Origin of the sequence: Microbacterium rhizosphaerae, from assembly GCF_034120055.1 — a bacterium.
Taxonomy (GTDB): domain Bacteria; phylum Actinomycetota; class Actinomycetes; order Actinomycetales; family Microbacteriaceae; genus Microbacterium; species Microbacterium rhizosphaerae.
This window is the reverse complement of the sequence record NZ_CP139368.1, coordinates 2500537-2525345: the sequence shown is the minus strand read 5'-3', so window position 1 is coordinate 2525345 and position 24809 is coordinate 2500537. Positions and strand designations below refer to the sequence as shown.

General features: G+C 70.0%; 26 protein-coding genes, 1 tRNA gene and 1 other RNA gene. 17 read left to right on the top strand and 11 right to left on the bottom strand.

All coding sequences use genetic code 11. The features are described 5' to 3' along the window. The first annotated feature begins 114 nt into the window (after positions 1 to 114). From SM116_RS11350 to smpB, 4 genes are all read left to right on the top strand, one after another. A protein-coding gene (locus SM116_RS11350) for an IS5 family transposase (protein WP_320941095.1) occupies positions 115 to 1012 on the top strand; the annotation gives its coding sequence in 2 pieces (ribosomal slippage) (positions 115 to 465 and positions 467 to 1012; 897 coding nt in all). Positions 1013 to 1024: 12 nt separating this feature from the next. Further along, positions 1025 to 2110 carry a cell division ATP-binding protein FtsE gene (ftsE, locus tag SM116_RS11345; protein ID WP_320941094.1) on the top strand — a complete coding sequence of 362 codons (1086 nt, stop codon included), beginning with the start codon at positions 1025 to 1027 and terminating at the stop codon, positions 2108 to 2110. After that, the gene (gene ftsX / locus SM116_RS11340) at positions 2107 to 3021 is read left to right on the top strand and encodes a permease-like cell division protein FtsX (protein WP_320941093.1); all 915 of its coding nucleotides are present in this window, start codon (positions 2107 to 2109) and stop codon (positions 3019 to 3021) included. Before ftsE ends, ftsX begins: the two co-directional genes overlap by 4 nt. Before the next feature lie 85 nt (positions 3022 to 3106). Beyond that, positions 3107 to 3583 carry an SsrA-binding protein SmpB gene (smpB, locus tag SM116_RS11335; RefSeq protein WP_320941092.1) on the top strand — a complete coding sequence of 159 codons (477 nt, stop codon included), beginning with the start codon at positions 3107 to 3109 and terminating at the stop codon, positions 3581 to 3583. Here smpB and SM116_RS11330 read toward each other — a convergent pair whose 3' ends face one another. The 3 genes from SM116_RS11330 to SM116_RS11320 form a co-directional block, all read right to left on the bottom strand. Continuing rightward, positions 3584 to 5062 carry an MFS transporter gene (locus tag SM116_RS11330; RefSeq protein WP_320941091.1) on the bottom strand — a complete coding sequence of 493 codons (1479 nt, stop codon included), beginning with the start codon at positions 5060 to 5062 and terminating at the stop codon, positions 3584 to 3586. A 52-nt stretch (positions 5063 to 5114) separates the two neighbouring features. Then, on the bottom strand, positions 5115 to 6404 hold the full coding sequence (locus tag SM116_RS11325; protein WP_320941090.1) for a M20/M25/M40 family metallo-hydrolase: 1290 nt from the start codon (positions 6402 to 6404) through the stop codon (positions 5115 to 5117). 77 nt (positions 6405 to 6481) lie between these two features. Next, on the bottom strand, positions 6482 to 7147 hold the full coding sequence (locus SM116_RS11320; RefSeq protein WP_320941089.1) for an SIMPL domain-containing protein: 666 nt from the start codon (positions 7145 to 7147) through the stop codon (positions 6482 to 6484). A gap of 121 nt (positions 7148 to 7268) precedes the next feature. Here SM116_RS11320 and ssrA point away from each other — a divergent pair. The 4 genes from ssrA (at position 7269) to SM116_RS11300 (ending at position 10514) form a co-directional block, all read left to right on the top strand. After that, positions 7269 to 7638: a transfer-messenger RNA gene (gene ssrA, locus SM116_RS11315) on the top strand. Between the two features lie 233 nt (positions 7639 to 7871). Beyond that, positions 7872 to 8774 carry an ABC transporter substrate-binding protein gene (locus SM116_RS11310; protein ID WP_320941088.1) on the top strand — a complete coding sequence of 301 codons (903 nt, stop codon included), beginning with the start codon at positions 7872 to 7874 and terminating at the stop codon, positions 8772 to 8774. A 2-nt stretch (positions 8775 to 8776) separates the two neighbouring features. After that, positions 8777 to 9751 carry an amino acid ABC transporter permease gene (locus SM116_RS11305; protein WP_320941087.1) on the top strand — a complete coding sequence of 325 codons (975 nt, stop codon included), beginning with the start codon at positions 8777 to 8779 and terminating at the stop codon, positions 9749 to 9751. Further along, positions 9744 to 10514, top strand: a complete 771-nt coding sequence (locus tag SM116_RS11300; RefSeq protein ID WP_320941086.1) for an amino acid ABC transporter ATP-binding protein — start codon at positions 9744 to 9746, stop codon at positions 10512 to 10514. The genes SM116_RS11305 and SM116_RS11300 overlap by 8 nt, the downstream gene beginning before the upstream one ends. A 73-nt stretch (positions 10515 to 10587) precedes the next feature. Here SM116_RS11300 and SM116_RS11295 read toward each other — a convergent pair whose 3' ends face one another. Next, entirely contained in the window at positions 10588 to 11163 is a 576-nt protein-coding gene (locus SM116_RS11295; RefSeq protein ID WP_320941085.1) for a hypothetical protein, read from the bottom strand. Further along, on the bottom strand, positions 11160 to 12038 hold the full coding sequence (locus SM116_RS11290) for an inositol monophosphatase family protein (protein ID WP_320941084.1): 879 nt from the start codon (positions 12036 to 12038) through the stop codon (positions 11160 to 11162). The genes SM116_RS11295 and SM116_RS11290 overlap by 4 nt, the downstream gene beginning before the upstream one ends. Positions 12039 to 12154: 116 nt before the next feature. Here SM116_RS11290 and SM116_RS11285 point away from each other — a divergent pair. Together SM116_RS11285 and panC are read left to right on the top strand one after the other, a co-directional pair. Further along, positions 12155 to 12227: transfer RNA gene (locus tag SM116_RS11285), tRNA-Lys, on the top strand. A 1-nt stretch (position 12228) separates the two neighbouring features. Next, the gene (gene panC, locus SM116_RS11280) at positions 12229 to 13104 is read left to right on the top strand and encodes a pantoate--beta-alanine ligase (protein ID WP_320941083.1); all 876 of its coding nucleotides are present in this window, start codon (positions 12229 to 12231) and stop codon (positions 13102 to 13104) included. Between the two features lies 1 nt (position 13105). Here the strand turns inward: panC and SM116_RS11275 are convergent, their stop codons facing one another. The 5 genes from SM116_RS11275 to SM116_RS11255 form a co-directional block, all read right to left on the bottom strand. Continuing rightward, positions 13106 to 13861: an SDR family oxidoreductase gene (locus tag SM116_RS11275; RefSeq protein ID WP_320941082.1), complete on the bottom strand. Its 756-nt coding sequence runs from the start codon at positions 13859 to 13861 to the stop codon at positions 13106 to 13108. Continuing rightward, positions 13858 to 14691, bottom strand: a complete 834-nt coding sequence (gene panB, locus SM116_RS11270) for a 3-methyl-2-oxobutanoate hydroxymethyltransferase (protein WP_320941081.1) — start codon at positions 14689 to 14691, stop codon at positions 13858 to 13860. Before panB ends, SM116_RS11275 begins: the two co-directional genes overlap by 4 nt. A gap of 95 nt (positions 14692 to 14786) precedes the next feature. Continuing rightward, positions 14787 to 16019 carry an MFS transporter gene (locus tag SM116_RS11265; protein ID WP_320941080.1) on the bottom strand — a complete coding sequence of 411 codons (1233 nt, stop codon included), beginning with the start codon at positions 16017 to 16019 and terminating at the stop codon, positions 14787 to 14789. Further along, positions 16016 to 16450: a MarR family winged helix-turn-helix transcriptional regulator gene (locus SM116_RS11260; protein ID WP_320941079.1), complete on the bottom strand. Its 435-nt coding sequence runs from the start codon at positions 16448 to 16450 to the stop codon at positions 16016 to 16018. The genes SM116_RS11265 and SM116_RS11260 overlap by 4 nt, the downstream gene beginning before the upstream one ends. Before the next feature lie 39 nt (positions 16451 to 16489). After that, positions 16490 to 17275: an IclR family transcriptional regulator gene (locus SM116_RS11255; protein ID WP_320941078.1), complete on the bottom strand. Its 786-nt coding sequence runs from the start codon at positions 17273 to 17275 to the stop codon at positions 16490 to 16492. Between the two features lie 118 nt (positions 17276 to 17393). On the opposite strand from SM116_RS11255, the gene SM116_RS11250 reads away from it, so the two are divergent. The 4 genes from SM116_RS11250 to SM116_RS11235 all read left to right on the top strand — a co-directional run bounded on the left by SM116_RS11250 (position 17394) and on the right by SM116_RS11235 (position 20563). After that, a complete protein-coding gene (locus SM116_RS11250) occupies positions 17394 to 18173 on the top strand; it encodes a CoA transferase subunit A (protein WP_320941077.1) in 780 nt (259 codons plus the stop codon). 2 nt (positions 18174 to 18175) lie between these two features. After that, positions 18176 to 18823 carry a 3-oxoacid CoA-transferase subunit B gene (locus SM116_RS11245; protein WP_320941076.1) on the top strand — a complete coding sequence of 216 codons (648 nt, stop codon included), beginning with the start codon at positions 18176 to 18178 and terminating at the stop codon, positions 18821 to 18823. Positions 18824 to 18900: 77 nt separating this feature from the next. Beyond that, positions 18901 to 20085, top strand: a complete 1185-nt coding sequence (locus SM116_RS11240; protein WP_320941075.1) for an acetyl-CoA C-acetyltransferase — start codon at positions 18901 to 18903, stop codon at positions 20083 to 20085. A gap of 43 nt (positions 20086 to 20128) precedes the next feature. Then, positions 20129 to 20563 (top strand): GNAT family N-acetyltransferase, encoded by a 435-nt coding sequence (locus tag SM116_RS11235; RefSeq protein ID WP_320941074.1) that lies wholly within the window; start codon positions 20129 to 20131, stop codon positions 20561 to 20563. Positions 20564 to 20594: 31 nt separating this feature from the next. Here the strand turns inward: SM116_RS11235 and SM116_RS11230 are convergent, their stop codons facing one another. Next, the gene (locus SM116_RS11230) at positions 20595 to 20804 is read right to left on the bottom strand and encodes a hypothetical protein (protein WP_320941073.1); all 210 of its coding nucleotides are present in this window, start codon (positions 20802 to 20804) and stop codon (positions 20595 to 20597) included. A gap of 56 nt (positions 20805 to 20860) precedes the next feature. On the opposite strand from SM116_RS11230, the gene SM116_RS11225 reads away from it, so the two are divergent. Genes SM116_RS11225 through ilvD form a run of 3 tightly spaced genes read left to right on the top strand, consistent with a single transcriptional unit; the run spans position 20861 to position 24771 of the window. Further along, positions 20861 to 22273, top strand: a complete 1413-nt coding sequence (locus tag SM116_RS11225) for an alpha,alpha-trehalose-phosphate synthase (UDP-forming) (RefSeq protein WP_320941072.1) — start codon at positions 20861 to 20863, stop codon at positions 22271 to 22273. Continuing rightward, the gene (otsB, locus tag SM116_RS11220; protein ID WP_320941071.1) at positions 22270 to 23055 is read left to right on the top strand and encodes a trehalose-phosphatase; all 786 of its coding nucleotides are present in this window, start codon (positions 22270 to 22272) and stop codon (positions 23053 to 23055) included. The genes SM116_RS11225 and otsB overlap by 4 nt, the downstream gene beginning before the upstream one ends. Positions 23056 to 23064: 9 nt before the next feature. Beyond that, on the top strand, positions 23065 to 24771 hold the full coding sequence (gene ilvD / locus SM116_RS11215; protein ID WP_320941070.1) for a dihydroxy-acid dehydratase: 1707 nt from the start codon (positions 23065 to 23067) through the stop codon (positions 24769 to 24771). Positions 24772 to 24809 lie beyond the last annotated feature (38 nt).

The following is a 24809-nucleotide window of genomic DNA, read 5'->3' as shown; positions in this document are numbered from 1 at the left end:
ACGGCAGCGCCTATCGGGTTGCCGTGGGTCGGGTGTCGCTCGCCCTCGTGCATGCGGAGCCGCCTAGGGCGTGTCTCCTAACCTGTCGGGGTGGTTGGCGGCAGGCTGGTGAGCGTGTCGCGTACTGAGTCGCTGTCGGATGCTGCGTGGGCTCGGATCGAGCCGTTGATGCCGGTCGCGTCGCGGAAGGGCGGTCGCCCTTTCCAGGATCACCGGCGGGTCGTGGAGGGGATCGTGTGGCGGTACCGGACCGGTTCGCCATGGCGTGACCTGCCTGCCGAGTTCGGGCCGTGGCAGACGGCGTGGAAGCGGCACCGCCGGTTCAGCGGCGATGGCACGTGGGATCGGATCTACGCGGAGATCCTCGCTGACGCCGACGCTGCCGGTGAGATCGATTGGGCGGTGAGCGTGGACTCCACGATCAACCGTGCGCATCAGCACGCGACGAACCTTCGGCGCGACACAGGGGGCTCTCTCGAGTTACAAGAATCTGCGCGAGGAACCGCCTGACCATGCGATCGGCCGGTCACGCGGCGGTTTGAGCACGAAGATCCATCACCTCGTCGACGGTCGCGGGCGTCCGCTGGTGGTGCTCGTCGGGCCGGGACAAGCCGGCGACGCGCCGATGTTCCCCGTCCTGATGGACCACCTCAAAGTCGCCCGGCGCGGACCCGGAAGGCCGCGCACCCGCCCTGACCGGCTCCGCGGCGACAAGGCGTACTCGTCCCGTGCGATCCGGCAGCACCTGCGGGACCGGGACATCGTCGCCGTCATACCCGAGCCGTCGGACCAGCAGGGCCATCGCAAACGGCGCGGCTCCCGCGGCGGGCGGCCGGTCAGCTACGACATCCAGGACTACAAGGGCCGAAACGTCGTCGAACGCGGCTTCAACGAAGACAAGCAGTGGCGCGGCCTCGCCACCCGCTACGACAAACTCGCCCTCACCTACCGCGGCGGAGCCGTCCTAAGAGCCATCACCCTCTGGCTCAAACGGTTAGGAGACACGCCCTAGGCTGACAACGCCATGATCCGGTTCGAAAACGTGACAAAGCGGTATCGCGGCACCGTCAAACCCGCGCTCAGCGACGTGGACTTCGAGGTGCAACGCGGCGAGTTCGTCTTCCTCGTGGGAGCCTCGGGATCGGGCAAGTCGACGTGCCTGAGGCTGATCCTCCGCGAGGACGTCGCGAGCGAGGGACGTGTCGTCGTCCTCGGCCGCGACCTGCGTTCGATGTCGAACGGCAAGGTGCCGTACTTCCGGCGGCAGATCGGCGCCGTCTTCCAGGACTTCCGACTGCTGCCGACCAAGACCGTCTCGCAGAACGTCGCCTTCGCCCTGCAGGTGATCGGGGCGTCGCGCGCCTTCATCCACCAGGCGGTGCCCGAGGCGCTCGCACTGGTCGGCCTGGAGGGCAAGGGCAAGCGGATGCCGCACGAGCTGTCCGGCGGTGAGCAGCAGCGCGTGGCGATGGCACGGGCTCTCGTCAACCGTCCGCCCGTGCTGCTGGCCGACGAGCCCACGGGCAACCTCGACCCGGCGACATCCATCGACATCATGCAGCTGCTCGCCCGCATCAACGCCGGCGGCACGACGGTGCTCATGGCGACGCACGAGGCCGGGTTCGTCGACCAGATGCAGCGCCGGGTCATCGAGCTGCGCGAAGGCGAGATGGTCCGCGACGAGCGGCACGGCGGCTACGGCGACACGTCGAGCCTGCCGAGCCTCGCACCCGAGCCCGAGCGGGGAGCGGCCGCTGTCGCTGCCCTCACCGCCGTGCTCGAGCTGCACCGTGAGATCGTCGAGACCGGATCGATGGCGGCGCTTCCGGATGACGCCGCCCCGGCGGCGGGCCGGACAGAGGCGGCGGCGGCGACCGAGGCGCCGGTGCAGGTGCAGGCGCAGACCGGCGATCAGGCCGCGCAGAAGCCGAAGAAGACCGCCGCTGCCGGAGAGGCCGCGCCGGAGCAGGATGCCGCGGCATCCATTCCGCCCGCGACGACGCGCACGAACCCGATCATCCACCCCGATGTCGATCTCGACGAGCTCGGGATCGCGGACCGCCTGGGCCTGTCGCACGACACGGACGACGAAGTGGGGCCGACGCGATGAGGGTCGGGCTGATCTTCGGCGAGGCGATGACGAGCCTGCGGCGCAATGCGTCCATGGTCATCTCCGTCGTCCTGGTCACATTCGTGTCGCTGACGTTCGTGGGCTCGGCGATCCTCATGCAGATGCAGGTCGGCAAGATGCGCGACTTCTGGGTGGACCGCGCCCAGGTCGCGGTCTACATGTGCACGTCCGTGTCGACGGCACGCACGTGCACGCAGGGGGTCGCGACCCCGCAGCAGATCGACGCGGTCAAGCAGAAGCTGGAGAGCCCGGCGCTGAAGGCCCTCATCCGCACGACGACGTTCCAGACCAACCAGCAGGCGTACCAGAAGGCGATCGAGCAGCTCGGCGACGACTACAAGACGATCATCACGCCCGACCAGATCAACGCCACGTTCTCCATCAACCTCGTCGACCAGAGCAAGTCCGACGCGATCATCGAGGCGTTCAACGGGATGCAGGGCGTCGAAGAGGTGAAGGATCAGCTGCAGTACCTGCAGCCGCTGTTCTCGGCGCTGAACGTCGCGACCTACATCGCCGTCGGCATCGCCGCCCTGATGCTCGTCGCGGCAGTCCTGCTGATCGCGACGACCATCCGATTGTCCGCCTACGCCCGAAGGCGGGAGATCGGCATCATGCGGCTGGTCGGCGCATCCAACCGGTTCATTCAGACGCCGTTCGTGCTCGAGGGCGTCATCGCCGCGCTCATCGGCTCGATCCTGGCGAGCGCGGCCGTGTGGGCGATCGTGCGATTCGGAGTCGCGGACTACCTGCGCTCGCGCATCGGGTTCGTGACGACGTGGGTCGGCATGGGCGATGTCGCCGTCGTCGTTCCGATCGTCATCGCGATCGGGGTCGTGCTGGCGGCGGTGTCGGGCGGATTCGCCATCCGGCGCTGGCTGCACGCGTAGGTCTGTGCAGCGCCCGTAGTACACTGACAGGCTGCCCACCCTCGACCGGCTCGGGGAGCGGAACCACGCAGATCAGGAGAGAGCCATGCCCAGGGAACGCGGAGAGAAGGTCGTCGCGACCAATCGACGCGCGCGCCACGAGTACACGATCGAGAAGACGTACGAGGCGGGACTCGTGCTCACGGGCACCGAGGTCAAGTCGCTGCGTCAAGGGCGGGCGAATCTCACCGACGGCTACGCGTACATCGACGGCGGCGAGGCGTACCTCGACGCCGTGCACATCCCGGAGTACTCGCAGGGGCACTGGACGAACCATGCCTCCAAGCGCACGCGCAAGCTCCTCCTGCACAAGGAGGAGATCGTGAAGCTCTCGCACGCGATCTCCGCCGGCGGCTACACGCTCATCCCGCTCCGGCTGTACTTCTCCGACGGTCGCGCGAAGGTCGAGCTGGCCGTCGCCAAGGGCAAGCGCGAGTACGAGAAGCGCCAGACGATCCGCGAGCGCGAGGACAAGCGCGAGGCCGAGCGCGCCATGCGCACACGCAACCGCGTCGGCGACTGATCAGCGCGCGGTCGCCGCGACGGCTTCGTCCGCACGGTCGCTGAAGGCCTGCTTCGGAACGAACAGCAGCAGCACGGCCGCCACGAGGGCCGTGACTCCGCAGACGACCCAGACGGTGACGTACCCGGCGAACGATCCGGCCGTTCCGCCCGCGGCGCTGGCGGCACCCGTCGTGCCGTGCAGCAGGGCGATCCCGAAGACGCACGACGCGATCGCGCCGCCCACCGTCTTCACCGAGTTCGTGAGGCCCGTGGCCACGCCGGTCTGGGTGGCGGGGGCAGCGGATGCGGCGGCCGCCGGGAGAGCGGCCACCAGCGCTCCCGAGCCCAGTCCGACGATCACCATGTTCGTGACGAGCTGTCCGTACGAGGTGTGGAACGGCAGGAACAGCAGGAAGCCGATGCCCACGAGCACGGCCGCGCCGATGAGGGTCAGGCGCGGCGTCGTGCGCCTCGCGACGAGCGGGAAGAGCAGCGCGCCGGTGATCATCGCGATGAGGTAGATGCCGATGATGAGCGACGTCTGGAACCCGGTCGTCCCGAGCCCGTAGCCGTACACGGCGGGATCGGTGCGCGCGAAGGTCGACAGCGGCGCCTGCGCGCCGAGGACGCTGACGCCGAAGAGCCCGGCGGTGAGGAACACCGGGCCGAGGTCGGGCGACCGGAACATCCGCACGTCGATGAGCGGGTCGTCGCGCCGCAGCTCCCATCCGGCGAACGGCCAGACGAGGAGCACGCCGAGCGCGACGACCGCCCACCCCCAGGGGTCGGAGGGGCCGTTCAGACGCAGCAGGCTGAGGCCGCCCGTGAAGGCGATGAGCGCGACGGAGATGAGGACGAGGCCGACCGTGTCGAAGCGACCGCCGACGGGGTTGGGCGACTCCTTCACGCCGAACATGACGACGAAGAAGCAGATGACGACGGCGAGGGCGGGGATGAGGAGCACGATGGTGAGGGGCAGCGCATCCACGAGCGCTCCGCCGACGAGCGCCCCGATGATCGCCCCGGACTCGAGAGCTGCGACGAGGAACCCTGCGGCGCGCGCGGTGATCGTCGAGCGCCCCGCCATGCTGCGCGACCGCGACCAGATCAGCGCGATCTCGAGCGGCAGCCACACGACGTAGAAGCCCATGAGCGCCCACGCCGTGAGGAACACCGGGAACGACGCCGTGAACGGCAGCACCAGGGCGGCCGCTGCCGTCAACGCCGTCGAGATGAGCAGCATCCGCTTGTGACCGACCATGTCGCCGAGCTTCGCGAACGCGGGGACCACGAGAGCGGACAGCATGAGCTGGGTGCCCTCCAGCCAGTTCACGTCGGCATCGTGGATGCCGAGGTGCCGCGCGATGTTCGTCAGCATCGGGGTGTAGTACCCCTGCAGGACGCCGCTCGTGAACTCGACGAACGCCAGGAAGCCGACGACGCCGGCGAGCGTGCCGAGCGTGACGCGCGATGCGCGGGTGCTCTCGCGTGGGGTCATGCGTGCTCCTTCGCAGCGTCGGTCCCTGAGCCTGTCGAAGGGTCGGGCGCGGCTACTTTAGCCCCTCGATGAGCGCCCGATGGAATCGCTCCCCGCGCTCGAGCTCGGCGATCTCGACCCGCTCGTCGACTCCGTGGATCGTCGCACGCAGCTCCGCGTTCATGGCGAGCGGCGCGAAGCGGTACACGGCGGGCGAGAAGCGGTGGAAGTGCCGGGCGTCGCTGGCCTGCATCATGAGGTAGGGAACGGTGGCGGCACCGGGATGCGACGCATCCACCGCCGCCGTGATCAGGGCGAATTGCGCGTTCTCTGCCGAAGATTCGGGTGACGGGTCGTCGCCCTGCACGACCGTCACCGCGACCTCGGGGTCGGCGATGCGGCGGCGGACCCGTCGAACGGTGCTCTCGACCGTCTCGCCCAGGGCGATGCGCAGGTTGATCGTCGCGGAGGCCTGCGATGGCAGGACGTTCGCCGCCGTGCCGCCGGACTGCATCGTGGCGGCCACGGTCGTGCGGACGAAGGCCGCCCCTTCGCCGCCCATCGCCGCGAGCGCGCGAGCCGAGAGCGGGGGAACCGCGGCGAGCAGGCGATAGCCGAGTCGCGCGAGCCCCCGCGTGCGGGGGGCGAACAGCTCGAGCATCCGTGAGATCGCGCGGGGTGTGCGCGGGCGGAACGTGCCGGGGCCCAGTCGATCGACCGCGCGCGCCACACGACGCACGGCCGTCATGCTCGGGGGAGCGGAGGCGTGACCGCCCTCGCCGCGGGCGGAGAGCTCGATGGTGACCGCGCCCTTCTCGGCGACGCCGACCATCGCCATGTCGCCGCGGACGTAGGGGAAAGGCGACGGTACGACCGCTCCGCCCTCGTCGAGCACGAGCCACGGCGTCACGCCGCGGTCGCGAAGCGTGTCGGAGATCGCCTCGGCCGCGCTGCCGGACGTCTCCTCGTTGCCGCCGAACGAGAGGTAGACATCGCGAGCGGGGGCGAATCCGGCCGCGAGCAGGTTCTCCGCCGCCTCGAGCACCGCGAGCAGCGGTCCCTTGTCGTCGAGGGCGCCACGCCCGTACACGAAACCGTCCGCGATGACGCCGGCGAACGGGGGATGGGTCCAGGCGTCCGTCTCGTCCACGGGGACGACGTCGAAGTGCGCCATCAGCACGAGTGGGTCGGCTCCGCTGTCGCGGCCCCGCCAGCGGTACAACAGGCCGAGGTCGGTGATCCGCTCGCACGACAGGTGCTCGACCACGAGCGGGTACAGCTCGCCGATGAGCTCGGCGAACGCCTCGAAGGGCCGGTGGCCCCGCACGTCGATCTCGGCGGACACCGTCGGAAGGGCGATCATGCGGGAGAGCCGCTCCGCGGCCCCCGCGCGGGGGATGACGCGGGTCCTCTGTGCGGAAGCCGGCAGATCCGCCCCGCTCATCGGGCCGAGAAGCGAGCCTCGACGGCTGCCGACACCACGATGTCGGCAGGACGCAGTCCGAGGTCGGGAGCCGACCCCGCATCGGCGAATGCGGCCGCCCGCATCATCTTCGGCATGGGCGCACCGACCTGGTCGGGATGGCCGAGCAGGCCCAGATCGGCGACCTCGAGCGGGGTGACCGTCGACAGGCCCAGGGCGGATGCGTACGCGGTCGCACGGGCGACGGCGACGCCGACGGCCGCGGTGGCCGCCTCCCTCTCACGCGCGGCGCGGGTCTCGGGCGTGAGCCTCCAGTCGACTCCGTCCACGCGCACGCCGTCGCGCAGCCCGACCGAGCCCACCCAGTCCGATGCGGCCGTCGTGTCGGCGAACTCGGCGGTGATGCCGATCGTGCCGTGGTGCACGAGCGCGAGCCGAGCGCCGTCCGCGTTCCAGGGGCGATCCGCCCACACCGAGATGCGCTCGCTCGACCACTCGGCGACGGCCCCGGACGCCTGGTGCGCCGCCAGCTCGTCCCGTAGGGGTTCGGCGAGCGCCGCGATGCGCTCGACGACTGCGCCGCGCTGCGGTCCGTCCGCCGTCACCGTCAGCCGCACGACGGCACGTTCGGGCGTGACCCGCAGCTCGTGCTCGCCGCGAACGGACACCATGATGTCGCTCATGCTCTGAGCCTAGGCGGAATTGCACGGGGCCACCGCGGGTTGTAGTCTGTGATGCTCGGATGCTGCCGGCATCCATTCACAACTCCACAGAGTGACAGCGGTCCCTTCGAGAGAAGGCCACGGGGCTGATCGGTTTCGACAGCGCCTGTGAATCCACGAGAAGCGGGCCGAGGATGCAGGGTTATCTCGTGAACGCCCCCTGCAAAACAATAAGTGCCAATGCAAAGCGCACTGACTTCGCCCTCGCTGCGTAAGCGAGCCCGATAGTCCGTCAGACCGTGGGTGATCCCGCCACGGATCCTGGCGTCATCTAGGGATCTTGCTGAGCGTCGGCGTCTGGACGCCGCTCGGGACTCTTCCCAGACTGGGCCTGTCGACTTAGGTGTCTGTGACAAAGGTCGGGGCCGAGCAGAACGTCTGCGCAGACTGCGCCCGGAGAAGGCGTGGAGACTCAGTGCTGGACGGGGGTTCGATTCCCCCCAGCTCCACGAAACCGCTGTCACGGAGCCCCGAAGCCCGGCCGTCGCACGACGGCCGGGCTTCGCTGTTCGCTGCGGGCCGTCGCCGAAGTCTGCGGGCCATCGGTGGGTGTCTGGCCGGCTGGACAGAAGCTGGGAGACCTCACAATACGGACACGACTGCGCCGCGCTACCATGACTCGGCCGACGGGGGCGATTACGCTACCGCGGTACCCTGATCGCCCTTCACATCCGAGGTGTCCTACATGCGAACCCGACGTATCGTCATTGCTGCGGCATCTGCCGCCGCCGCTGTCCTGCTGCTCGCAGGCTGCGTCGACAACTCCACTCCCACCGGCGGCTCCTCGTCGTCGGGCTCGAGCTCCCAGGTCTCGAAGGATGCCGCTGCGGCCAAGCTCCTTCCGGCCGCCGTGGCGAAGTCCGGCAGCCTCGTCATCGGCATGGACAACACGTATCCGCCGAACGAGTACAAGGACGACAACGGCAACCCGGTCGGCTGGGACGTCGACCTCGCCAAGGCGATCGCCGCCAAGCTCGGCCTGAAGCCGCAGTTCGCGATCGCCAAGTTCGACAACATCCTGCCCTCGATCACCGGCGGCAAGGACGACATCGGCGTCTCGTCGTTCACCGACACGACCGAGCGCGAGCAGCAGGTCGACTTCGTCAACTACTACACGGCCGGCATCCTGTGGGCCTCGGCCAAGGGCAAGACCGTCGACCCCGACAACGCGTGCGGCCTCAAGGTGGCCGTGCAGTCCACGACCTTCGAGGACACCGACGAGGTGCCCGCGAAGTCGAAGGCCTGCACCGACGCCGGCAAGCCCGCCATCCAGGTCTTCCGGTTCGACAAGCAGGATGACGCCACCAACGCGGTCATCCTCGGTCAGGTGGACGCCATGAGCGCCGACTCGCCGGTCACCGCCTACGCCATCAAGCAGACCGGGGGCAAGCTCCAGGCGGCCGGCAAGACGTTCGATGTCGCGCCGTACGGGTTCCCCGTGGCGAAGAACACGGGGATGGACAAGGCCGTGCAGGCGGCCGTGCAGTCGCTCATCGACGACGGCACCTACGGCAAGATCCTCGACAAGTGGGGCGTGTCCGACGGCGCGGTCAAGACCGCCGAGATCAACGCGGCCTCGAAGGGCTGATCATGTCGACAACGTCCGCTCCGGCGTCGGGGACCACCCCGGCGCCGGAGCCGGCGCGTTCCGCGCCGATCAAGGCCATCAAGCTGCGGCATCCGTGGCGGATCGTCTTCGCCGTCATCCTCATCCTCCTGCTCGCGGCCTTCATCGCCGATGCGCTGCAGCGGGAAGCGTACGGCTGGCCGTACGTCCTCAAGTACATCTTCGACAGGCGCATCAGCGCTGCTGCGCTCGTCACCCTCGAGCTGACCGTGCTCTCGATGATCGCCGGCATCCTGCTCGGTCTCGTCCTGGCTGTCATGCGCCTGTCGCCGAACCCGGTCGTCAAGTACATCGCCTGGGTTTACCTCTGGATCTTCCGTGGCACGCCCGTGTACGTGCAGCTGGTGTTCTGGGGCCTCGCGGCGGTCATCTACAAGAACCTCTTCCTCGGTGTGCCGTGGACGCACATCGGCGTGACCGTCGACATGGGGTTCCTCCAGAACCTGTTCCTCATCGCCGTGATCGGCCTGTCGCTCAACGAGGCTGCGTATATGGCGGAGATCGTGCGCGCAGGCCTCCTCTCGGTCGACAAGGGCCAAGAGGAAGCGGCGATCGCCCTCGGCATGTCGTGGGGCCTGACGATGCGCCGCATCGTCATCCCGCAGTCGATGCGCGTCATCATCCCGCCGACCGGCAACGAGGTCATCTCGATGCTCAAGACGACGTCGCTCGTGGCCGCCATCCCGCTCACGACCGACCTCTACGGCGTCGCGCGGGATATCTCGGCCGTGACCTTCACGCCGGTGCCGCTGCTCATCGTCGCGTCTGCCTGGTACCTCCTGGTCACGTCGGTCCTGATGATCGGCCAGTACTACCTCGAGAGGCGGTTCTCGCGCGGCGTCGGCGAGCAACGGCCCATGCCCGCGGCCAACCCTGGCGCGATCACGGAGGCCGTGCAGACGATGAAGGCGAAGAACGAGGGGGCCTCGCATGGCTGATACGACCCCGATGGTGAGAGCCGAGGGCGTTTCGAAGAGCTTCGGCTCCCACGAGGTGCTCAAGTCGATCTCGCTCGAAGTCATGCCCGGTGAGGTGCTGTGTCTGGTGGGCCCCTCCGGCTCCGGCAAATCGACGTTCCTGCGCTGCATCAACCACCTCGAGGTGGTCAACGCGGGTCGGCTCTCGGTCGACGGCAAGGTCGTCGGCTACCGCGAGCAGGGCGACAAGCTCTACGAGCTGCGGCCGAAGGACGCGGCCAAGCAGCGCCGCGACATCGGCATGGTGTTCCAGCGCTTCAACCTGTTCCCGCACATGACGGCCCTGGAGAACATCATGGAGGCGCCGGTGCGCGTCAAGGGCGTGCCGAAGGCGGAGGCGCGCGCGCGCGCCCAGGAGCTTCTCGCGCGCGTCGGGCTGGGAGATCGTGCCGACTACTACCCCGCGCACCTCTCCGGCGGCCAGCAGCAGCGCGTGGCCATCGCTCGCGCGCTGGCGATGGATCCGAAGCTCATGCTGTTCGACGAGCCGACGTCGGCCCTCGACCCCGAGCTCGTGGGCGAGGTGCTCGACGTCATGAAGGGCCTGGCGGCGAGCGGCATGACGATGATCGTCGTCACCCACGAGATGGGCTTCGCCCGCGAGGTCGCCGACAAGCTCGTCTTCATGGACGGGGGAGTCGTCGTCGAGGAAGGCGATCCGCGCGAGGTGCTCGCCAATCCGCAGCACCTGCGGACGAAGGCGTTCCTCTCGAAGGTCCTCTGACCCGCCCTCTCAGCCGCGAGCCCGCATCCGTTCCGCAGGAATCGGATGCGGGCTCGCGGTGTGTGGGTGCGTTCTAGGACGGCGGCCAGTCGACCAGCAGGAGGCCCTGCTTGGTGTCGGCGACTTTCACCCAGCCGTTCCCGAAGAGGTACGTCATCCCGTACCCCTGGTCGTCGGTCGAGACCGCGGTCGACTTGTCCTCGGTGATGTAGACGCCGTCGGTCGTCCCGTCCAGGACGTGCCAGCCGGATGCGACGAGTGCGTCGCGCGCCGACTGCGCCTGGGTCTTCGTGATCGGCGCCCAGCCGAAGATCTGCAGGTTGTCGCTCGCGACCGAGAAGTCGGCCCAGCGGCACTCGATGCCGCCGGAGAGCTGCTGGTCGACGATCTGGAAGGGCTCCTGCTGGGAGGACCAGCCGACCTTCTTGAACGCGTCGACGGTCGTCGAGGGGATGATGCCCTCGCACGTGGGCGTGCCGGCCGCCGTGGGCTTGCTCGAGGGCGTCTTGGCGGTGGGGGCCGCAGTGGAACCCGCCCGGGGTGCGCCGGTCGGTGAGGACGAGTGCGTGGCGGGTGCGCACGCGACGAGCACGGATGCCGCAGCCGCGGCGACGACGAGGGCGGCCAGGCGCCGCATCCCGCGCGTCACGCGTCCGCTCCCGGCGTCGAGGTGCCGGCGGGTGCGCCGTGCAGCAGATCGAGGAACGCATCGTGCAGCAGGCCGTTCGTGGCGAGCGAGGAGCGCGCGGCGATCGAGTCGGAGCCGTCGAAAGCGGTGAAGCGGCCGCCGGCCTCGGTCACGATGGGCACGTGCGCGGCGATGTCGTACTCCTTCACGTCGAACTCCGCCACGAGCTCGAGACGGCCCTCGGCGAGCAGCATGTACGGCCACGCATCGCCGTAGCCGCGATCGCGCCAGACGGCCCGCGTGAGCCGCGTGAGCTCGTCCAGGCGGCCGGCGGCGTCCCACTGGGCGATGCTCTGGAAGCTCACGCTCGCCCTGTCGAGGCTGTCGACGGCCGAGACGGAGAGCCGTCGGGGACCGGCATCCTGCTGCGTCCCGTTCGTCCAGGCACCCAGACCGGTCGCCGCCCACCAGCGCCGCCCGATGGCGGGCTGGCTCACGACGCCGACGCGCGGGACGCCGTCGATCGCGAGCGCGATGAGGGTCGCCCACATCGGGATGCCTTTGAGGTAATTGGCGGTGCCGTCGATCGGATCGATGATCCACCGGCGGTCCGTGGAGCCGTCCGCGCCGAACTCCTCGCCGAACACGCCGTCGCCGGGGCGCTCGCCCGCGAGGATCTCACGGATGGCGCGTTCGGTCGCCAGGTCGGCCTCGGTCACGTGCGTCGCGTCGGCCTTGGTGCGGACGTCGAGGTCGGGACTGTCGAACCGGGTCATCGAGACCGCGTCGGCGGCATCGGCGAGACGGAGCGCGAGAGCGAGGTCGTCGCGCAGGTCAGCGGCATGCGAGCCTGCCGCGGGCGCCGCCGCAGAGGACGGTGTGAGGGGGGAGGTCACGGGTCAATCGTAGGCGGGAAGGCTGAGCATCCTCGGCACGCCCGGGGGCGGCGGCGATTTCGTCGAGGGCGGTTCATCCGGTAATGTTGTCTCTCGGTTCGCTTCGAGCGGATCATGCACCTCTAGCTCAATCGGCAGAGCAACTGACTCTTAATCAGTGGGTTCTGGGTTCGAGTCCCAGGGGGTGCACATGACAGAGAACGGTCCCGCCGAGCGGGGCCGTTCTCTCGTTGTGCGGACGGTGTCCGAGCTGCGTGAGCGCCGCGCCGCGATCCGTCGCGCAGAGCACAGGGTCGGCGTCGTTCCGACCATGGGCGCCCTCCACGAGGGGCATCTGGCCCTCATCCGCGCCGCGGCCGAGGAGAACGACGAGGTCGTCGTCTCGATCTTCGTGAACCCGACCCAGTTCAACGACGCAGCGGACCTCGATGCCTACCCGCGCACCGAGGACCGCGACGTCGAGCTGGCGCAGGCCGCCGGCGCGACACTGCTGTTCGTTCCGAGCGCCGCGGAGATGTACCCCGCGGGCTTCGCGACCTCCGTCCACGTCGGCGGCGTGAGCGAACGCTGGGAGGGCGCCACGCGCGGCGCATCCCACTTCGACGGCGTCGCCCTCGTCGTCACGAAGCTGCTCGTCTCGGTCGGGGCCGACACCGCCTACTTCGGGCAGAAGGATGCGCAGCAGGTCGCGGTCGTCCGCCGGCTCGCCGCCGATCTGAACCTGCCCACGACGATCACGGCACTGCCGACCGTTCGCGATGTCGACGGGCTCGCGCTCTCGAGCCGCAACGCCCGCCTCGGCACCGGCGACCGGGAGACCGCCCTCTCGCTCAGCCGCAGCCTTCAGCGGGCACGCGATCTCGTCGCGGCGGGGGAGCGCGACACCGCGCGCCTGGAGGCGGAGGCGCGTCGCATCCTTCAGGACGCCGGTGCGGCGATCGAGTACTGGGCGATCGTCGACCCGGCGACCTTCGAGCCGCTCGCCGAGGTCGTGGCGGGCGCGCTCGGCATCGTGGCGGCGCGCGTGGGACCCGTCCGGCTCATCGACAACGCGCCGCTCGCCTGAGTCAGAAGAGCGTCGTCAGCCCGCCGTCGACCGCGACCGTCTGGCCGGTGATGAAGGATGCCTCGTCCGACGCGAGGAACGCGATGAGCGCTGCGACCTCATCGGGCCGGCCCCAACGGCCGAGGGACGTCCTCGTGCGCACGACCTCGCTCATTCGGGCATCGGTCATGAGGTCGTCGTTCGCCTCCGTCGCGATGGTGCCGGGGGCCACGGCGTTCACCCGGTAGCCGTCAGGCCCGAGTTCCGCGGCCAGGGATCGCGTCATCCCCTCGATCCCCGCTTTCGCCGCGGCGTAGGCCACGTCGCCGGCGCGACCGATCGAGGCGGCGATCGACGACACGTTGACGATCGACCCGCCGCGTCGCGCGCCGTGCCCGGCGAGGTAGCCCCGCACGACGTCGTAGGCCGAGACGAGGTCCGCCTGCACGAGGGCGGCGAAGCCCGCCGTGTCCATGTCGCGGACACCGCGCCGGTCGCGCGCCCCCACGTTGTTGACGAGGATGCGCGGCACCAGCTCGTCCTCGGCGGCGCGCGCGAACGCCCGCGCGAGGGCGACCGGGTCGGCCACGTCGGCGACGAACGCGTCGGCCGCGAGGCCCTCCGAGCGCAACCCGTCCACGACCGGCTCGAGGGTCGCGGCATCCCGCCCGCCGAGCAGGACGTGCGCGCCGCGCCGGGCGAGCAGCCGCGCGGTGGCCAGGCCGATGCCGGTGCGTGCGCCCGTCACCAGGGCGACGGTCGGCATGGCGACCGTCACTCGAGGTCCTCGATGGCGCGGGCGAGGATGCCGGCATCCATCGTGCTGCTGTTCTCCGCCGCCGGGAACGAACCGTCGGCCACGGCGGCCGCGTACTCGTCGAGCGCGGCCGCGGCCTCGTCGCCGAGCGTGCGGAAGCGACGTGCGTGGCGCGGGACGAAGTCGTCGTAGAGACCGAGCAGATCGTGCCAGACCTGCACCTGGCCGCTGCATCCCGCCCCGGCCCCGATGCCGATCGTCGGGATGTCGAGGAGCTCGGTGATCGCGGCCGCGAGCGGGGCGGGGACGAGCTCGAGGACGACGGCCCAGGCACCCGCCTCCTGGACCGCCAGGGCGTCGAGCACGATACGGCGGGCATTCGCCTCGTCGCGGCCCTGGACGCGCGTGCCGAGGGTGTTCACGGACTGCGGCGTGTAGCCGATGTGGGCCATGACGGGGATGCCGACATCGACGAGCCGGCGCACGAGCGGGGCGACGGGAGTGCCGCCTTCGAGTTTGACCGACTGGCATCCCCCCTCGCGCATGAGTCGCACCGCCGCGCGCACCGCGTCGTCCTCGATCGCGGTCGTGCCGAACGGCAGGTCGCCGACGACGAGCGAGGTCGCACTTCCGCGCACGACCATGCGCGTGTGGTAGATCATGTCGTCGAGCGTGACCGGGACGGTGCTGTCGTTGCCCTGCACGACCATTCCGAGCGAGTCGCCGACCAGGATCAGCGGGACACGGCTGCGATCCACGAGACGAGCGCTCGTGTAGTCGTACGCGGTCACCATCGCGAACCGCTCACCGTCCTCGGAGAACCGACGGATCGCCTCGATCGTGGTGCGCATGCGACAAGTCTCTCAGTCTGCGAGGTCCTCCGAGCCGCGCTGACCGCGAGAGGCCGGCATCCACGGGGGATGCGCGCCGCTCGCGGTGCGCGGGTTCAGGCGGCGTCGCCGACCAGGACGGCGGCGCCGATCTCCTCGGCGTCGGACTCGTGCTCGTCGACCCGGCTCAGCGCGCGGCGGCCGATCGCGAGCGCAGCGGTCGCGACGATGACGGATGCGCCGGCGAACACGTACGGGACGGTCGGGCCGAACGCGTGCCACAGGGCCGCGGCGATGGGCGGGGCGGCTGCGCCGCCGAGGAATCGCACCGCCGAGTACGACGACGAGGCGACGGAGCGCGGCAGGTCGGTCGACTCCATGACCGACTCGGTGAGCACGGTGTTCATGATGCCGAGCAACAAGCCGCCGACGATGATGCACACGACGAGCGCGAGCTGGCTCGCGACCAGGATGCCGGCCACGACGAGGTCGATGGCGAGCAGCGGCAGGACCACGAGCATCACGGTCGTCCGGCGCCAGAACCTCAGCAGCCAGGGCGCGACCCACACGCTCGTGATGGCGAGCGCGACGCCCCAGCCGAAGAACGTCAGACCGATGCCCATCGCGCTGAAGCCGAGCGGGAACGGCGAAAAGGCCAGAAGGACGAAGAAGCCGATGTTGTAGAACAACGCGACGACGGCCAGAACCGCCAGTGCCGGGATGCGCAGAGCCTTGAAGGGCGCGCTGAACGGGACGGGCACGCGCCTCTCGAACGGGCCGCGCAGGAGCACCGCCACGGCGACGAACGCGATCGCCATCAGCACGACGACACCGAAGAACGGGCCGCGCCAGCTCACCTCGCCGAGGAGCCCGCCGAGGAGCGGGCCGATGGCGATGCCGAGGCCCAGGGCGGCCTCGTAGAGGACGATGGCCGCTCCGCTGCCGCCCGCCGCCGCGCCGACGATCGTCGCGAGAGCGGTGGAGATGAACAGCGCGTTGCCGAGGCCCCATCCGGCGCGGAAGCCGATGATCGCGTCCACGCTGCCGCTCAGGGCGCACAGCAGCGCGAAGACCACGATGAGGGCCAGACCCGTGAGGAGGGTCGCCTTCGCACCGATACGGCTGGAGATCCAGCTCGTCACGAGCATCGCGAGCCCGGTGACCACGAGGTAGCTCGTGAAGAGAAGCTCGGTCTGGACGGGTGTGGCCTGCAGCGACCCCGCGATCGCGGGCAGGATGGGGTCGACCAGACCGATGCCCATGAAGGCCACGACACAGGCGAACGCGACGGCCCAGACTTGGGCAGGCTGCCGCCAGGGGGATGCGGATGCGGGTGCGTGCGCGCTCATCGGGTGGTTGCCTCCACGGGTGCTGTGCGGGATGTGAGGATGTCGGCCGCGCGGGAGAGCACGGCCCAGTCTTCGTCGGCGAGATCGGCGAAGAGCGGCTCGAGCGCGTCGGCGAGGTCGACCTTCCACTCGGCGAAGGCGCGGACGCCGGCGTCGGTGATCGCCACCACCGTGGCGCGTGAGTCCTCGGGATCGGCCCCGCGGCTCACGAGTCCTTCGTCGACCATCTGGCCGACGAGGCGGGTCATGCCCGGCTGGGTGGTGCGGCTGTAGGAGGCGAGGGCGCCGATGCGCTGCGGTCCGTCGTGTTCGAGCACCTTCAGAGCCCGCCACTGCGCGGCGGGGGCGTCGTTGTGGGTCTGGATGGCCGCGATCCGGGTCAGCGCGTTCGCGGCGCTGACGATCGCGAGGATGTCATCGGCTTTACGCATACCAAAAGTATATACCGATGGTATGTATCTGACAAGAGGTCAGTGGCCGCGCGAGGCGATGCGCGACGTCAGCTGGTGCGCATGTGCGAGCAGCGTGCGGCCGAGCTCGGGCAGCCGATCGGGGCCGAAGCGGAACTCGACGCCGGTGAGGCTCAGCGCCCACTGAGGGTGGCCCTCCCGCGTGAAGACGGCCGCACCGAGGCCGTAGGAGCCCTCGACGATCAGCCCCGGATTGAGCGCGTATCCGCGCTCCTTCGTCTCGCGCAGCCGGGTGCGCAGCCGGCGCTCCGCGTGCGCCGGGCCCCAGCGCGTCGAAAGGTCGGGATGCCGCTCGAAGTAGGCGTCCACATCGTGAGGGGGCAGGAACGACAGGATGGCCAGGCCCGCAGACGCGACGCCGAGCGGGAACCGCACGCCCTCCGCCAGCACGAAGGAGCGGATCGGGAAGCTGCCCTCCTCGCGCATGAGGCACACCGTCTCGTCTCCGCGTCGCACCGACAGGAACGCGCTCTCCTCGGTGCGCACGGCGAGGGAGCGCACGATGTCGCGCGCGATCTCGGTGATGTCATAGCGGGATGCCGCGACCGTTCCCATGAGATAGAGCTCGGGTCCCGGCATCCATCGCCCGCTGGGCTCGTCCTGGTCGACGAGCCCCTCTCGCCGGAGCGCGGTGAGCAGGCGGTGCGCCGTGGGTCGGGTCAGCTCGGAGCGCACGGCCAGCTCGCCCGTCGTGACGCCCGACTCGCCGGCGGCGGTGACGAGGCGGAGGATGGATGCGGCCCGGGCGATGGACTGCGCGCCGGGGACCGTTCGCTGCGTGTCCACGATGTGGACATTATCGACGACGGCATCCACATGGCAAGCATCCGCATGGCGTGACGATCGGGCGAGGGGGAGGATCGTCTGCAGGGCTCCTCACGGCGAGCCCGCGCAAAGGAGCAGGATGATCGACAAGCAGGTGGCGAGTGCCGCGGAGGCAGTCGCGGACATTCCCGACGACGCGAGCCTCGCGGTCGGCGGCTTCGGGCTCTCGGGCAATCCGATGCTCCTCATCGAGGCCCTGCTCGCGCAGGGGACGACGGGGCTCAGCGTCGTCAGCAACAACTGCGGCGTCGACGACTGGGGACTCGGCGTGCTTCTGAACGCCGGGCGCATCCGCAAGATGACGTCGTCGTACGTCGGCGAGAACAAGGAGTTCGAGCGGCAGTTCCTGGAGGGCGACCTCGAGCTCGAGCTGACGCCCCAGGGCACGCTCGCCGAGAAGCTGCGCGCCGGCGGCTCCGGCATCGCCGCGTTCTACACGCAGACAGGGGTCGGCACGCAGGTCGCCGAGGGCGGCCTGCCGCGCCGCTACGCGCCGGACGGGACGATCGCCGTCGCCTCGCCCTCCAAGGACGTGCGCAGCTTCCTCGTCCGTGGCGAAGAGAAGGACTTCGTGCTCGAAGAGGCGATCACCACCGACTTCTCGCTCGTCCACGCGATGGCCGGCGACCGCCACGGGAACCTCGTCTTCAACAAGGCCGCGCGCAACTTCAACCCGCTCGCGGCGATGGCCGGGCGCGTCTGCATCGCCCAGGTCGAGCGGCTCGTCGAGCCCGGCGAGCTCGACCCGGACGGCATCCATCTCCCCGGCGTCTACGTGCACCGCATCGTCGAAGTCGGATCCGACATCGAGAAGCGCATCGAGCGCCGCACCGTCGCGGCCGCGCCGGAAGGAGCATGAGCATGGCCCTCACCCGCATCGAGATGGCCGCGCGCGCCGCGCGCGAGCTCTCCGACGGCTCGTACGTCAACCTCGGCATCGGCCTGCCGACGCTCGTTCCCAACTACGTCCCCGACGGCGTGACGGTCGTCCTGCAGTCGGAGAACGGCATCCTGGGCGTCGGGCCCTATCCGGACGAGGCGCATGTCGACCCCGACCTCATCAACGCCGGCAAGGAGACCGTCACGACCCTGCCCGGATCGGCGTTCTTCGACTCGGCGCTCAGCTTCGGCATGATCCGCGGCGGCAAGATCGATGCCGCGATCCTCGGCGCCATGCAGGTGTCGGCGGGTGGAGACCTGGCGAACTGGATGATCCCGGGGAAGATGGTCAAGGGCCCGGGCGGCGCGATGGACCTCGTCCACGGCGCGGGTCGCGTCATCGTGCTGATGGAGCACGTTGCGAAGGACGGCACCCCCAAGATCGTGGATGCGTGCTCCCTCCCGCTCACCGGGCGGGGCGTCGTCCACCGGATCATCACCGACCTCGCCGTCATCGACGTGACGCCCGACGGCCTCGTGCTCGTCGAGCTCGCTCCCGGCGTCACGGCCGACGAGGTCGTGGCCGCGACCGAGCCGCCGCTGGCGGTTCCCGACGCCTTGCGCGGCTGAGCGCGCAGACGACGAACCGGCGCAGCGAGCAGACAGCGCGCCGAGCCGCCCCCGAATCGCAGCAGGAGAATGGAATCATGAACATGGACGACGTCGTCATCGTCGCAGCGGCGCGCACGCCGCAGGGCCGGCTGAAGGGCCAGCTCGCCCCGCTCACCGCCGTGCAGCTCGGCAGCGCGGCCATCAAAGGGGCGCTCGCGCAGGGCGGCATCCCGGCCGAGGCCGTCGACCAGGTGCTGGTCGGCCAGGTGCTGCCCGCCGGAGCAGGCCAGAACCCCGCCCGCCAGGCCTCGATCGGTGCGGGCATCGGATGGGACGTGCCCGCCGCATCCGTCAACAAGGTCTGCCTCTCAGGTCTGACGGCGATCATCGACGGGGCGCGCATGATCCGCCTCGGCGACGCGAACGTCGTCGTCGCGGCCGGCATGGAGTCGATGACGCGCGCTCCGCACCTGCTCATGGGCTCGCGCGACGGCTGGTCGTACGGCACCGTCGAGGTACTCGACCACATGGCCTACGACGGGCTCACGGATGCCTACGACCGCCAGAGCATGGGCGCCTCGACCGAGCGCCTGAACCCGAAGTACGAGATCTCTCGCGAGGACCAGGACGCCGTCGCTGCGCTGTCGCACCAGCGCGCCGCGGCGGCGCAGGAAGCCGGCGTCTTCGCGGACGAGATCGTCGAGGTCGAGATCCCGCAGCGCCGCGGGGAGCCGGTCGTGGTGAGCGTCGACGAGGGCGTGCGTCCCGACACGACCGTCGACTCGCTGTCGAAGCTGCGCCCGGCCTTCGCCGAGGGCGGCTCGATCACCGCGGGCAATTCGTCGCAGATCTCGGACGGCGCATCGGCCGTGGTGCTGACCTCGCGCTCGCACGCGGACGAGAACGGATGGAAGGTGCTCGCCGTCGTCGGCGCTTCCGGCCAGGTCGCCGGCCCCGACAACTCCCTGCACGCCCAGCCGGCTCGAGCAATCGAGAAGGCGTGCGCGAAGCAGGGCATCACTCCCGCGGACCTCGACGTCGTCGAGATCAACGAGGCGTTCGGAGCCGTCGTCGCGCGCTCGCAGCGGGAGCTCGGCCTGTCCAGCGACATCGTGAACATCCACGGCGGCGGCATCGCGATCGGCCACCCGATCGGCGCCTCCGGCAACCGTCTCGTCGTCCACATGGTGCACGAGCTCGTGCGCCGCGGACGCGGGACGGCCGCTGTGGCGCTGTGCGGCGGCGGCGGGCAGGGCGACGCCCTCATCCTCACCCGATGAGCCGCCCCGACACGGGAGGGGAGCCCGGCGGTACGGTCGAGCCATGCAGATCGCACCGCTGACCTCCGCCGACCGTGACGAATGGCTGCCGCTGTGGCAGGGCTACCTGACGTTCTACGAGAGCGAGCTCGCCGATGAGGTGACGGAGGCGACGTTCGCGCGCCTCGTCGCCGGTGACGGGATGCACGGGGCGATCGCACGCGACGACGGACGCGCCGTCGGCTTCGTGAACTGGCTGCCGCACCCGTCGACGTGGGCGATCTCGCCGTACTGCTACCTCGAGGACCTCTTCGTCGCGCCCGGCACGCGAGGGGGCGGCACCGGACGCGCGCTCATCGCGCACGTCGTGGAGTGGGCGAAGGAGCATGGCTGCGCGAAGGTCTACTGGCTCACCCAGGAGTCCAACGCGACGGCCCGGCGCCTGTACGACGTGGTCGCGAACGACACCGGCTTCGTGCACTACGAGATCGACCTCTGAGGTCGACCGACACGACCCGAACGCGGTGTGATCAGCGCTCGCCGCGTGCGATCTTGGCGGCCACGACCTCGCGGCGGCGGTCGACGATCGCGCCGACGGCGAGCGCGACCGTGATGCCCCAGCTGAGCCAGATCAGCGCGGTGCGCCACGTGAACGGCTGGCCCTCACGCAGCTCGCGCAGCATCGCAAGCCCCGTCGTCACCGCTCCGATGATGCCCGTGCCGAAGATGTACCTGCGCATGAGAGCAAGGTTATGGCGCCTGTTAGCGTAGGGACAAGCCGAGGACGGGAGGCGCCGTGGATCGAGCGGAGTTCGTGATCGTGGCCAACAGGCTGCCAGTGGACCGCGACGAGGACGGGGGGTGGCGCCGGTCGCCCGGCGGTCTCGTGACCGCGATGGAGCCCGTGATGCACGAGTCCCAGGGCGCGTGGGTCGGCTGGCCGGGGCAGGCCGGCATCGAGGTCGAGCCGTTCGAGTTCGAGGGCACGATGCTCGTTCCGATCACGCTCTCCGCAGACGAGGTCGAGCTCTACTACGAGGGCATGTCGAACGACACGTTCTGGCCGTTGTACCACGACGTCATCGCTGCTCCGCGCTACCGCCGCGTCTGGTGGGACGCGTATGTGCGCGTCAACCGCCGGTTCGCGGAGGCCGCCGCCGAGGTCGCCGCAGAGGGCGCGACGGTGTGGGTGCAGGACTATCAGCTGCAGCTCGTGCCGCGGATGCTGCGGAATGCGCGACCCGACCTGACGATCGGCTACTTCCACCACATTCCGTTCCCGGCATACGGGCTCTTCTCGCAGCTGCCCTGGCGCCGCCAGGTGCTCGAGGGCCTCCTCGGCGCCGACGTGATCGGCTTCCAGCGCGTCGCCGACGCCGGCAATTTCGCCCGTGCCGTCCGGCGCCAACTGCGGTACGTCACGCGGGCGAGCGGCATCCACGTGCCCAATCCGGACGGCACCACGCGCGTCGCCCTGGCCAAGGCGTTTCCGATCTCGATCGACGCGCAGTCGTACAGCGATCTGGCGGAGAAGCCGGAGGTGCGGGCACGGGCCGCGGAGATCCGGGAGAGCCTCGGAAACCCGCGCAAGATCCTCCTCGGCGTCGACCGCCTGGACTACACGAAGGGCATCCGGCATCGGCTGAAGGCGTACGGCGAGCTGCTCGAGGACGGACGCCTGACCGTCGAGGACGTCACTCTCGTGCAGGTCGCGAGCCCGAGCCGTGAGCGCGTCCAGGCCTACATGCAGCTGCGCGACGAGATCGAGCAGGATGTCGGCCGCATCAACGGCGACTTCGACACCATGGGGCACACCGCGATCCGGTACCTGCATCAGGCCTATCCCCGCGACGAGATGGTCGCGCTCTTCCTCGCCGCAGACGTCATGCTCGTCACGGCGCTGCGGGACGGCATGAACCTCGTCGCGAAGGAGTATGTGGCCACGCGCAACGACAATCGCGGCGTGCTGATCCTCAGCGAGTTCGCCGGCGCCGCCGACGAGCTCGGCAGCGCCATCCGCATCAACCCGCACGACATCGACGGCGTCAAAGAGGCGATCATGACCGCCGTCGAGATGTCGCCCTCGGAGCAGGGGCGACGGATGCGCGCCCTCCGCCGGCGGGTGCGCGAGCACACCGTCACCGACTGGTCGCGCGCGTTCCTCGCGACGCTCGCCGCGTCGAAGCGGTGGCAGGGGAGCGGCGGATGACGTCTGCCGACGTCGACGCTCTGCTGGATGCGGTCGCGGTGACGCACCGGCTGCTCGTCGCCCTGGATTTCGACGGCACGCTCTCGCCCCTCGTCGACGACCCCATGGCGGCGCGGATGCTGCCCGCGGCTCGGGATGCGGTGTCGGCGCTGACAGCGGCGCCCGCGACGACCGTCGCGCTCGTCTCGGGGCGCAGCATCCCCGATCTGCGCGTCATCGCCGAGCACGCCGACGATTCGCCGCTGCTGCTGGCCGGCTCGCACGGCGCCGAGGTCTGGCTGCCGGGGGAGGGCCGCAGGGCCACGCCCGACGACCCCGCCGACATCGCCCTGCGCGACGAGCTGCAGGCGCGCGCCGAGGCCGCCACGGCACGTATGACGGGCGTCTGGATCGAGCCGAAGACGTTCGGGCTCGGCGTGCACACCCGGCGCGCCGACGCGGCGACGGCTGAGGCGGCACGGCAGATCGTCGAGCCGATGGTCATGGCCGCGGCGCCGCGGTGGCGCCGCCGCAGGGGGCACGACATCCTCGAGTTCTCGTTCCGCCACGAGGGCAAGGACGGCGCCGTGGCGCAGCTGCGGGAGCTCGTCGGTGCGAGCGCCGTCGTCTTCGCCGGCGACGACGTCACGGACGAGGACGCCCTCGAGAGTCTGCGGCCGGAGGACCTCGGCATCCATGTCGGCGACCGTCCCACCGCGGCCGCCGTGAGCGTGCCGGACATCCCGGCGCTGGCGGCCCTGCTGGTCCGTCTCGCGAATCGTCGTGTCGCGCTGCGGGAATAGACTTCCCGCATGGCTCAGCCCGACAACTCCATCGACATGAAACCCCGCAGCCGCGTCGTCACGCACGGAATCGAGGCCACGACCTCGCGAGGAATGCTCCGCGGCGTGGGTATGGGCGACGAGGACTGGGACAAGCCCCAGATCGGCATCGCGTCCAGCTGGAACGAGATCACCCCGTGCAACCTGAGCCTCGACCGGCTCGCGCAGGGCGCGAAGGAGGGTGTGCACGCCGGCGGCGGCTACCCGCTGCAGTTCGGCACCATCTCGGTCTCCGACGGCATCTCGATGGGCCACGAGGGCATGCACTTCTCGCTCGTCTCGCGCGAGGTCATCGCCGACTCCGTCGAGACGGTCGTCATGGCGGAGCGCCTGGACGGGACCGTGCTCCTCGCGGGATGCGACAAGTCGATTCCCGGGATGCTGATGGCCAGCGCGCGTCTGGATCTGTCGAGCGTGTTCCTGTACGCCGGCTCCATCGCCCCGGGCTGGGTGAAGCTCTCCGACGGCACCGAGAAGGACATCACGATCGTCGACTCGTTCGAGGGCGTCGGGGCGTGTCTGGCCGGACGCATGAGCGAGGAGGACCTCAAGCGCATCGAGTGCTCCTTCGCACCGGGCGAGGGCGCCTGCGGCGGCATGTACACCGCCAACACGATGGCGTCCGTCGCCGAGGCGCTGGGCCTCTCGCTGCCGGGCTCGGCAGCGCCGCCTTCGGCGGACCGCCGCCGCGACTACTTCGCGCACCGCTCCGGCGAGGCCGTCGTGAACCTGCTGCGCCAGGGGATCACGACGCGCGACATCCTGACTCCGGAGGCGTTCGAGAACGCCATCGCCCTGGCCATGGCGCTCGGCGGCTCGACCAACGTCGTCCTGCACCTCCTCGCGATCGCGAAGGAGGCCGAGGTCGAGCTGAGCCTGCACGACTTCAACCGCATCGGCGACAGGGTGCCGCACGTCGCGGACATGAAGCCCTTCGGCAAGTACGTCATGAACGACGTCGACCGTCACGGCGGCATCCCCGTCATCATGAAGGCGATGCTCGAGGAGGGCCTGCTGCACGGCGACGCGCTGACGGTCACCGGCAAGACGCTCGCCGAGAACCTCGCAGTGCTGAACCCCGGTCCCATCGACGGCGAGGTCATCCACACCTTCGACAACCCCATCCACGCCACCGGCGGTCTGACGATCCTGCGCGGGTCGCTCGCACCCGATGGCGCGGTCGTGAAGACCGCCGGCTTCGACGCCGCGGTCTTCGAGGGTCCGGCGCGCGTCTTCGAGCGCGAGCGCGGCGCGATGGACGCCCTCGAGGCCGGCGAGATCGCGGCCGGCGACGTCGTGGTCATCCGCTACGAGGGTCCCAAGGGCGGCCCCGGGATGCGCGAGATGCTCGCGATCACGGCCGCCATCAAGGGCGCTGGCCTCGGCAAAGATGTACTACTCTTGACGGACGGTCGATTCTCCGGCGGCACAACCGGCCTGTGCATCGGCCACATAGCACCCGAGGCGGTGGACGCTGGTCCTGTCGCTCTCGTGCGCGATGGTGATCTGATACGGGTCGATATCGCGGCTCGCACTCTCGACCTACTCGTCGATGAGGCAGAGCTGAGCTCCCGCCGTGAGGGCTGGGAGCCCCTCCCTCCGCGCTATACCCGTGGCGTCCTGGCCAAATACTCGAAGCTCGTGCGTTCCGCTGCAGAAGGCGCGGTCACGGGCTAGGCCTCACTCTCCATCCGTCTCGCACGAAGGTCGTCCGC

Coding starts and splice junctions, on each gene's coding strand:
- panC (WP_320941083.1), top strand. CDS start 12,229: ATGACAGAGAACGGTCCCGCCGAGCGGGGCCGTTCTCTCGTTGTGCGG.
- SM116_RS11320 (WP_320941089.1), bottom strand. CDS start 7,147: ATGAGCGACATCATGGTGTCCGTTCGCGGCGAGCACGAGCTGCGGGTC.
- ftsE (WP_320941094.1), top strand. CDS start 1,025: ATGATCCGGTTCGAAAACGTGACAAAGCGGTATCGCGGCACCGTCAAA.
- ilvD (WP_320941070.1), top strand. CDS start 23,065: ATGGCTCAGCCCGACAACTCCATCGACATGAAACCCCGCAGCCGCGTC.
- SM116_RS11235 (WP_320941074.1), top strand. CDS start 20,129: ATGCAGATCGCACCGCTGACCTCCGCCGACCGTGACGAATGGCTGCCG.
- SM116_RS11265 (WP_320941080.1), bottom strand. CDS start 16,019: ATGAGCGCGCACGCACCCGCATCCGCATCCCCCTGGCGGCAGCCTGCC.
- smpB (WP_320941092.1), top strand. CDS start 3,107: ATGCCCAGGGAACGCGGAGAGAAGGTCGTCGCGACCAATCGACGCGCG.
- SM116_RS11305 (WP_320941087.1), top strand. CDS start 8,777: ATGTCGACAACGTCCGCTCCGGCGTCGGGGACCACCCCGGCGCCGGAG.
- SM116_RS11300 (WP_320941086.1), top strand. CDS start 9,744: ATGGCTGATACGACCCCGATGGTGAGAGCCGAGGGCGTTTCGAAGAGC.
- SM116_RS11250 (WP_320941077.1), top strand. CDS start 17,394: ATGATCGACAAGCAGGTGGCGAGTGCCGCGGAGGCAGTCGCGGACATT.
- SM116_RS11330 (WP_320941091.1), bottom strand. CDS start 5,062: ATGACCCCACGCGAGAGCACCCGCGCATCGCGCGTCACGCTCGGCACG.
- panB (WP_320941081.1), bottom strand. CDS start 14,691: ATGCGCACCACGATCGAGGCGATCCGTCGGTTCTCCGAGGACGGTGAG.
- SM116_RS11325 (WP_320941090.1), bottom strand. CDS start 6,404: ATGATCGCCCTTCCGACGGTGTCCGCCGAGATCGACGTGCGGGGCCAC.
- SM116_RS11230 (WP_320941073.1), bottom strand. CDS start 20,804: ATGCGCAGGTACATCTTCGGCACGGGCATCATCGGAGCGGTGACGACG.
- SM116_RS11310 (WP_320941088.1), top strand. CDS start 7,872: ATGCGAACCCGACGTATCGTCATTGCTGCGGCATCTGCCGCCGCCGCT.
- SM116_RS11260 (WP_320941079.1), bottom strand. CDS start 16,450: ATGCGTAAAGCCGATGACATCCTCGCGATCGTCAGCGCCGCGAACGCG.
- SM116_RS11245 (WP_320941076.1), top strand. CDS start 18,176: ATGGCCCTCACCCGCATCGAGATGGCCGCGCGCGCCGCGCGCGAGCTC.
- SM116_RS11240 (WP_320941075.1), top strand. CDS start 18,901: ATGAACATGGACGACGTCGTCATCGTCGCAGCGGCGCGCACGCCGCAG.
- ftsX (WP_320941093.1), top strand. CDS start 2,107: ATGAGGGTCGGGCTGATCTTCGGCGAGGCGATGACGAGCCTGCGGCGC.
- otsB (WP_320941071.1), top strand. CDS start 22,270: ATGACGTCTGCCGACGTCGACGCTCTGCTGGATGCGGTCGCGGTGACG.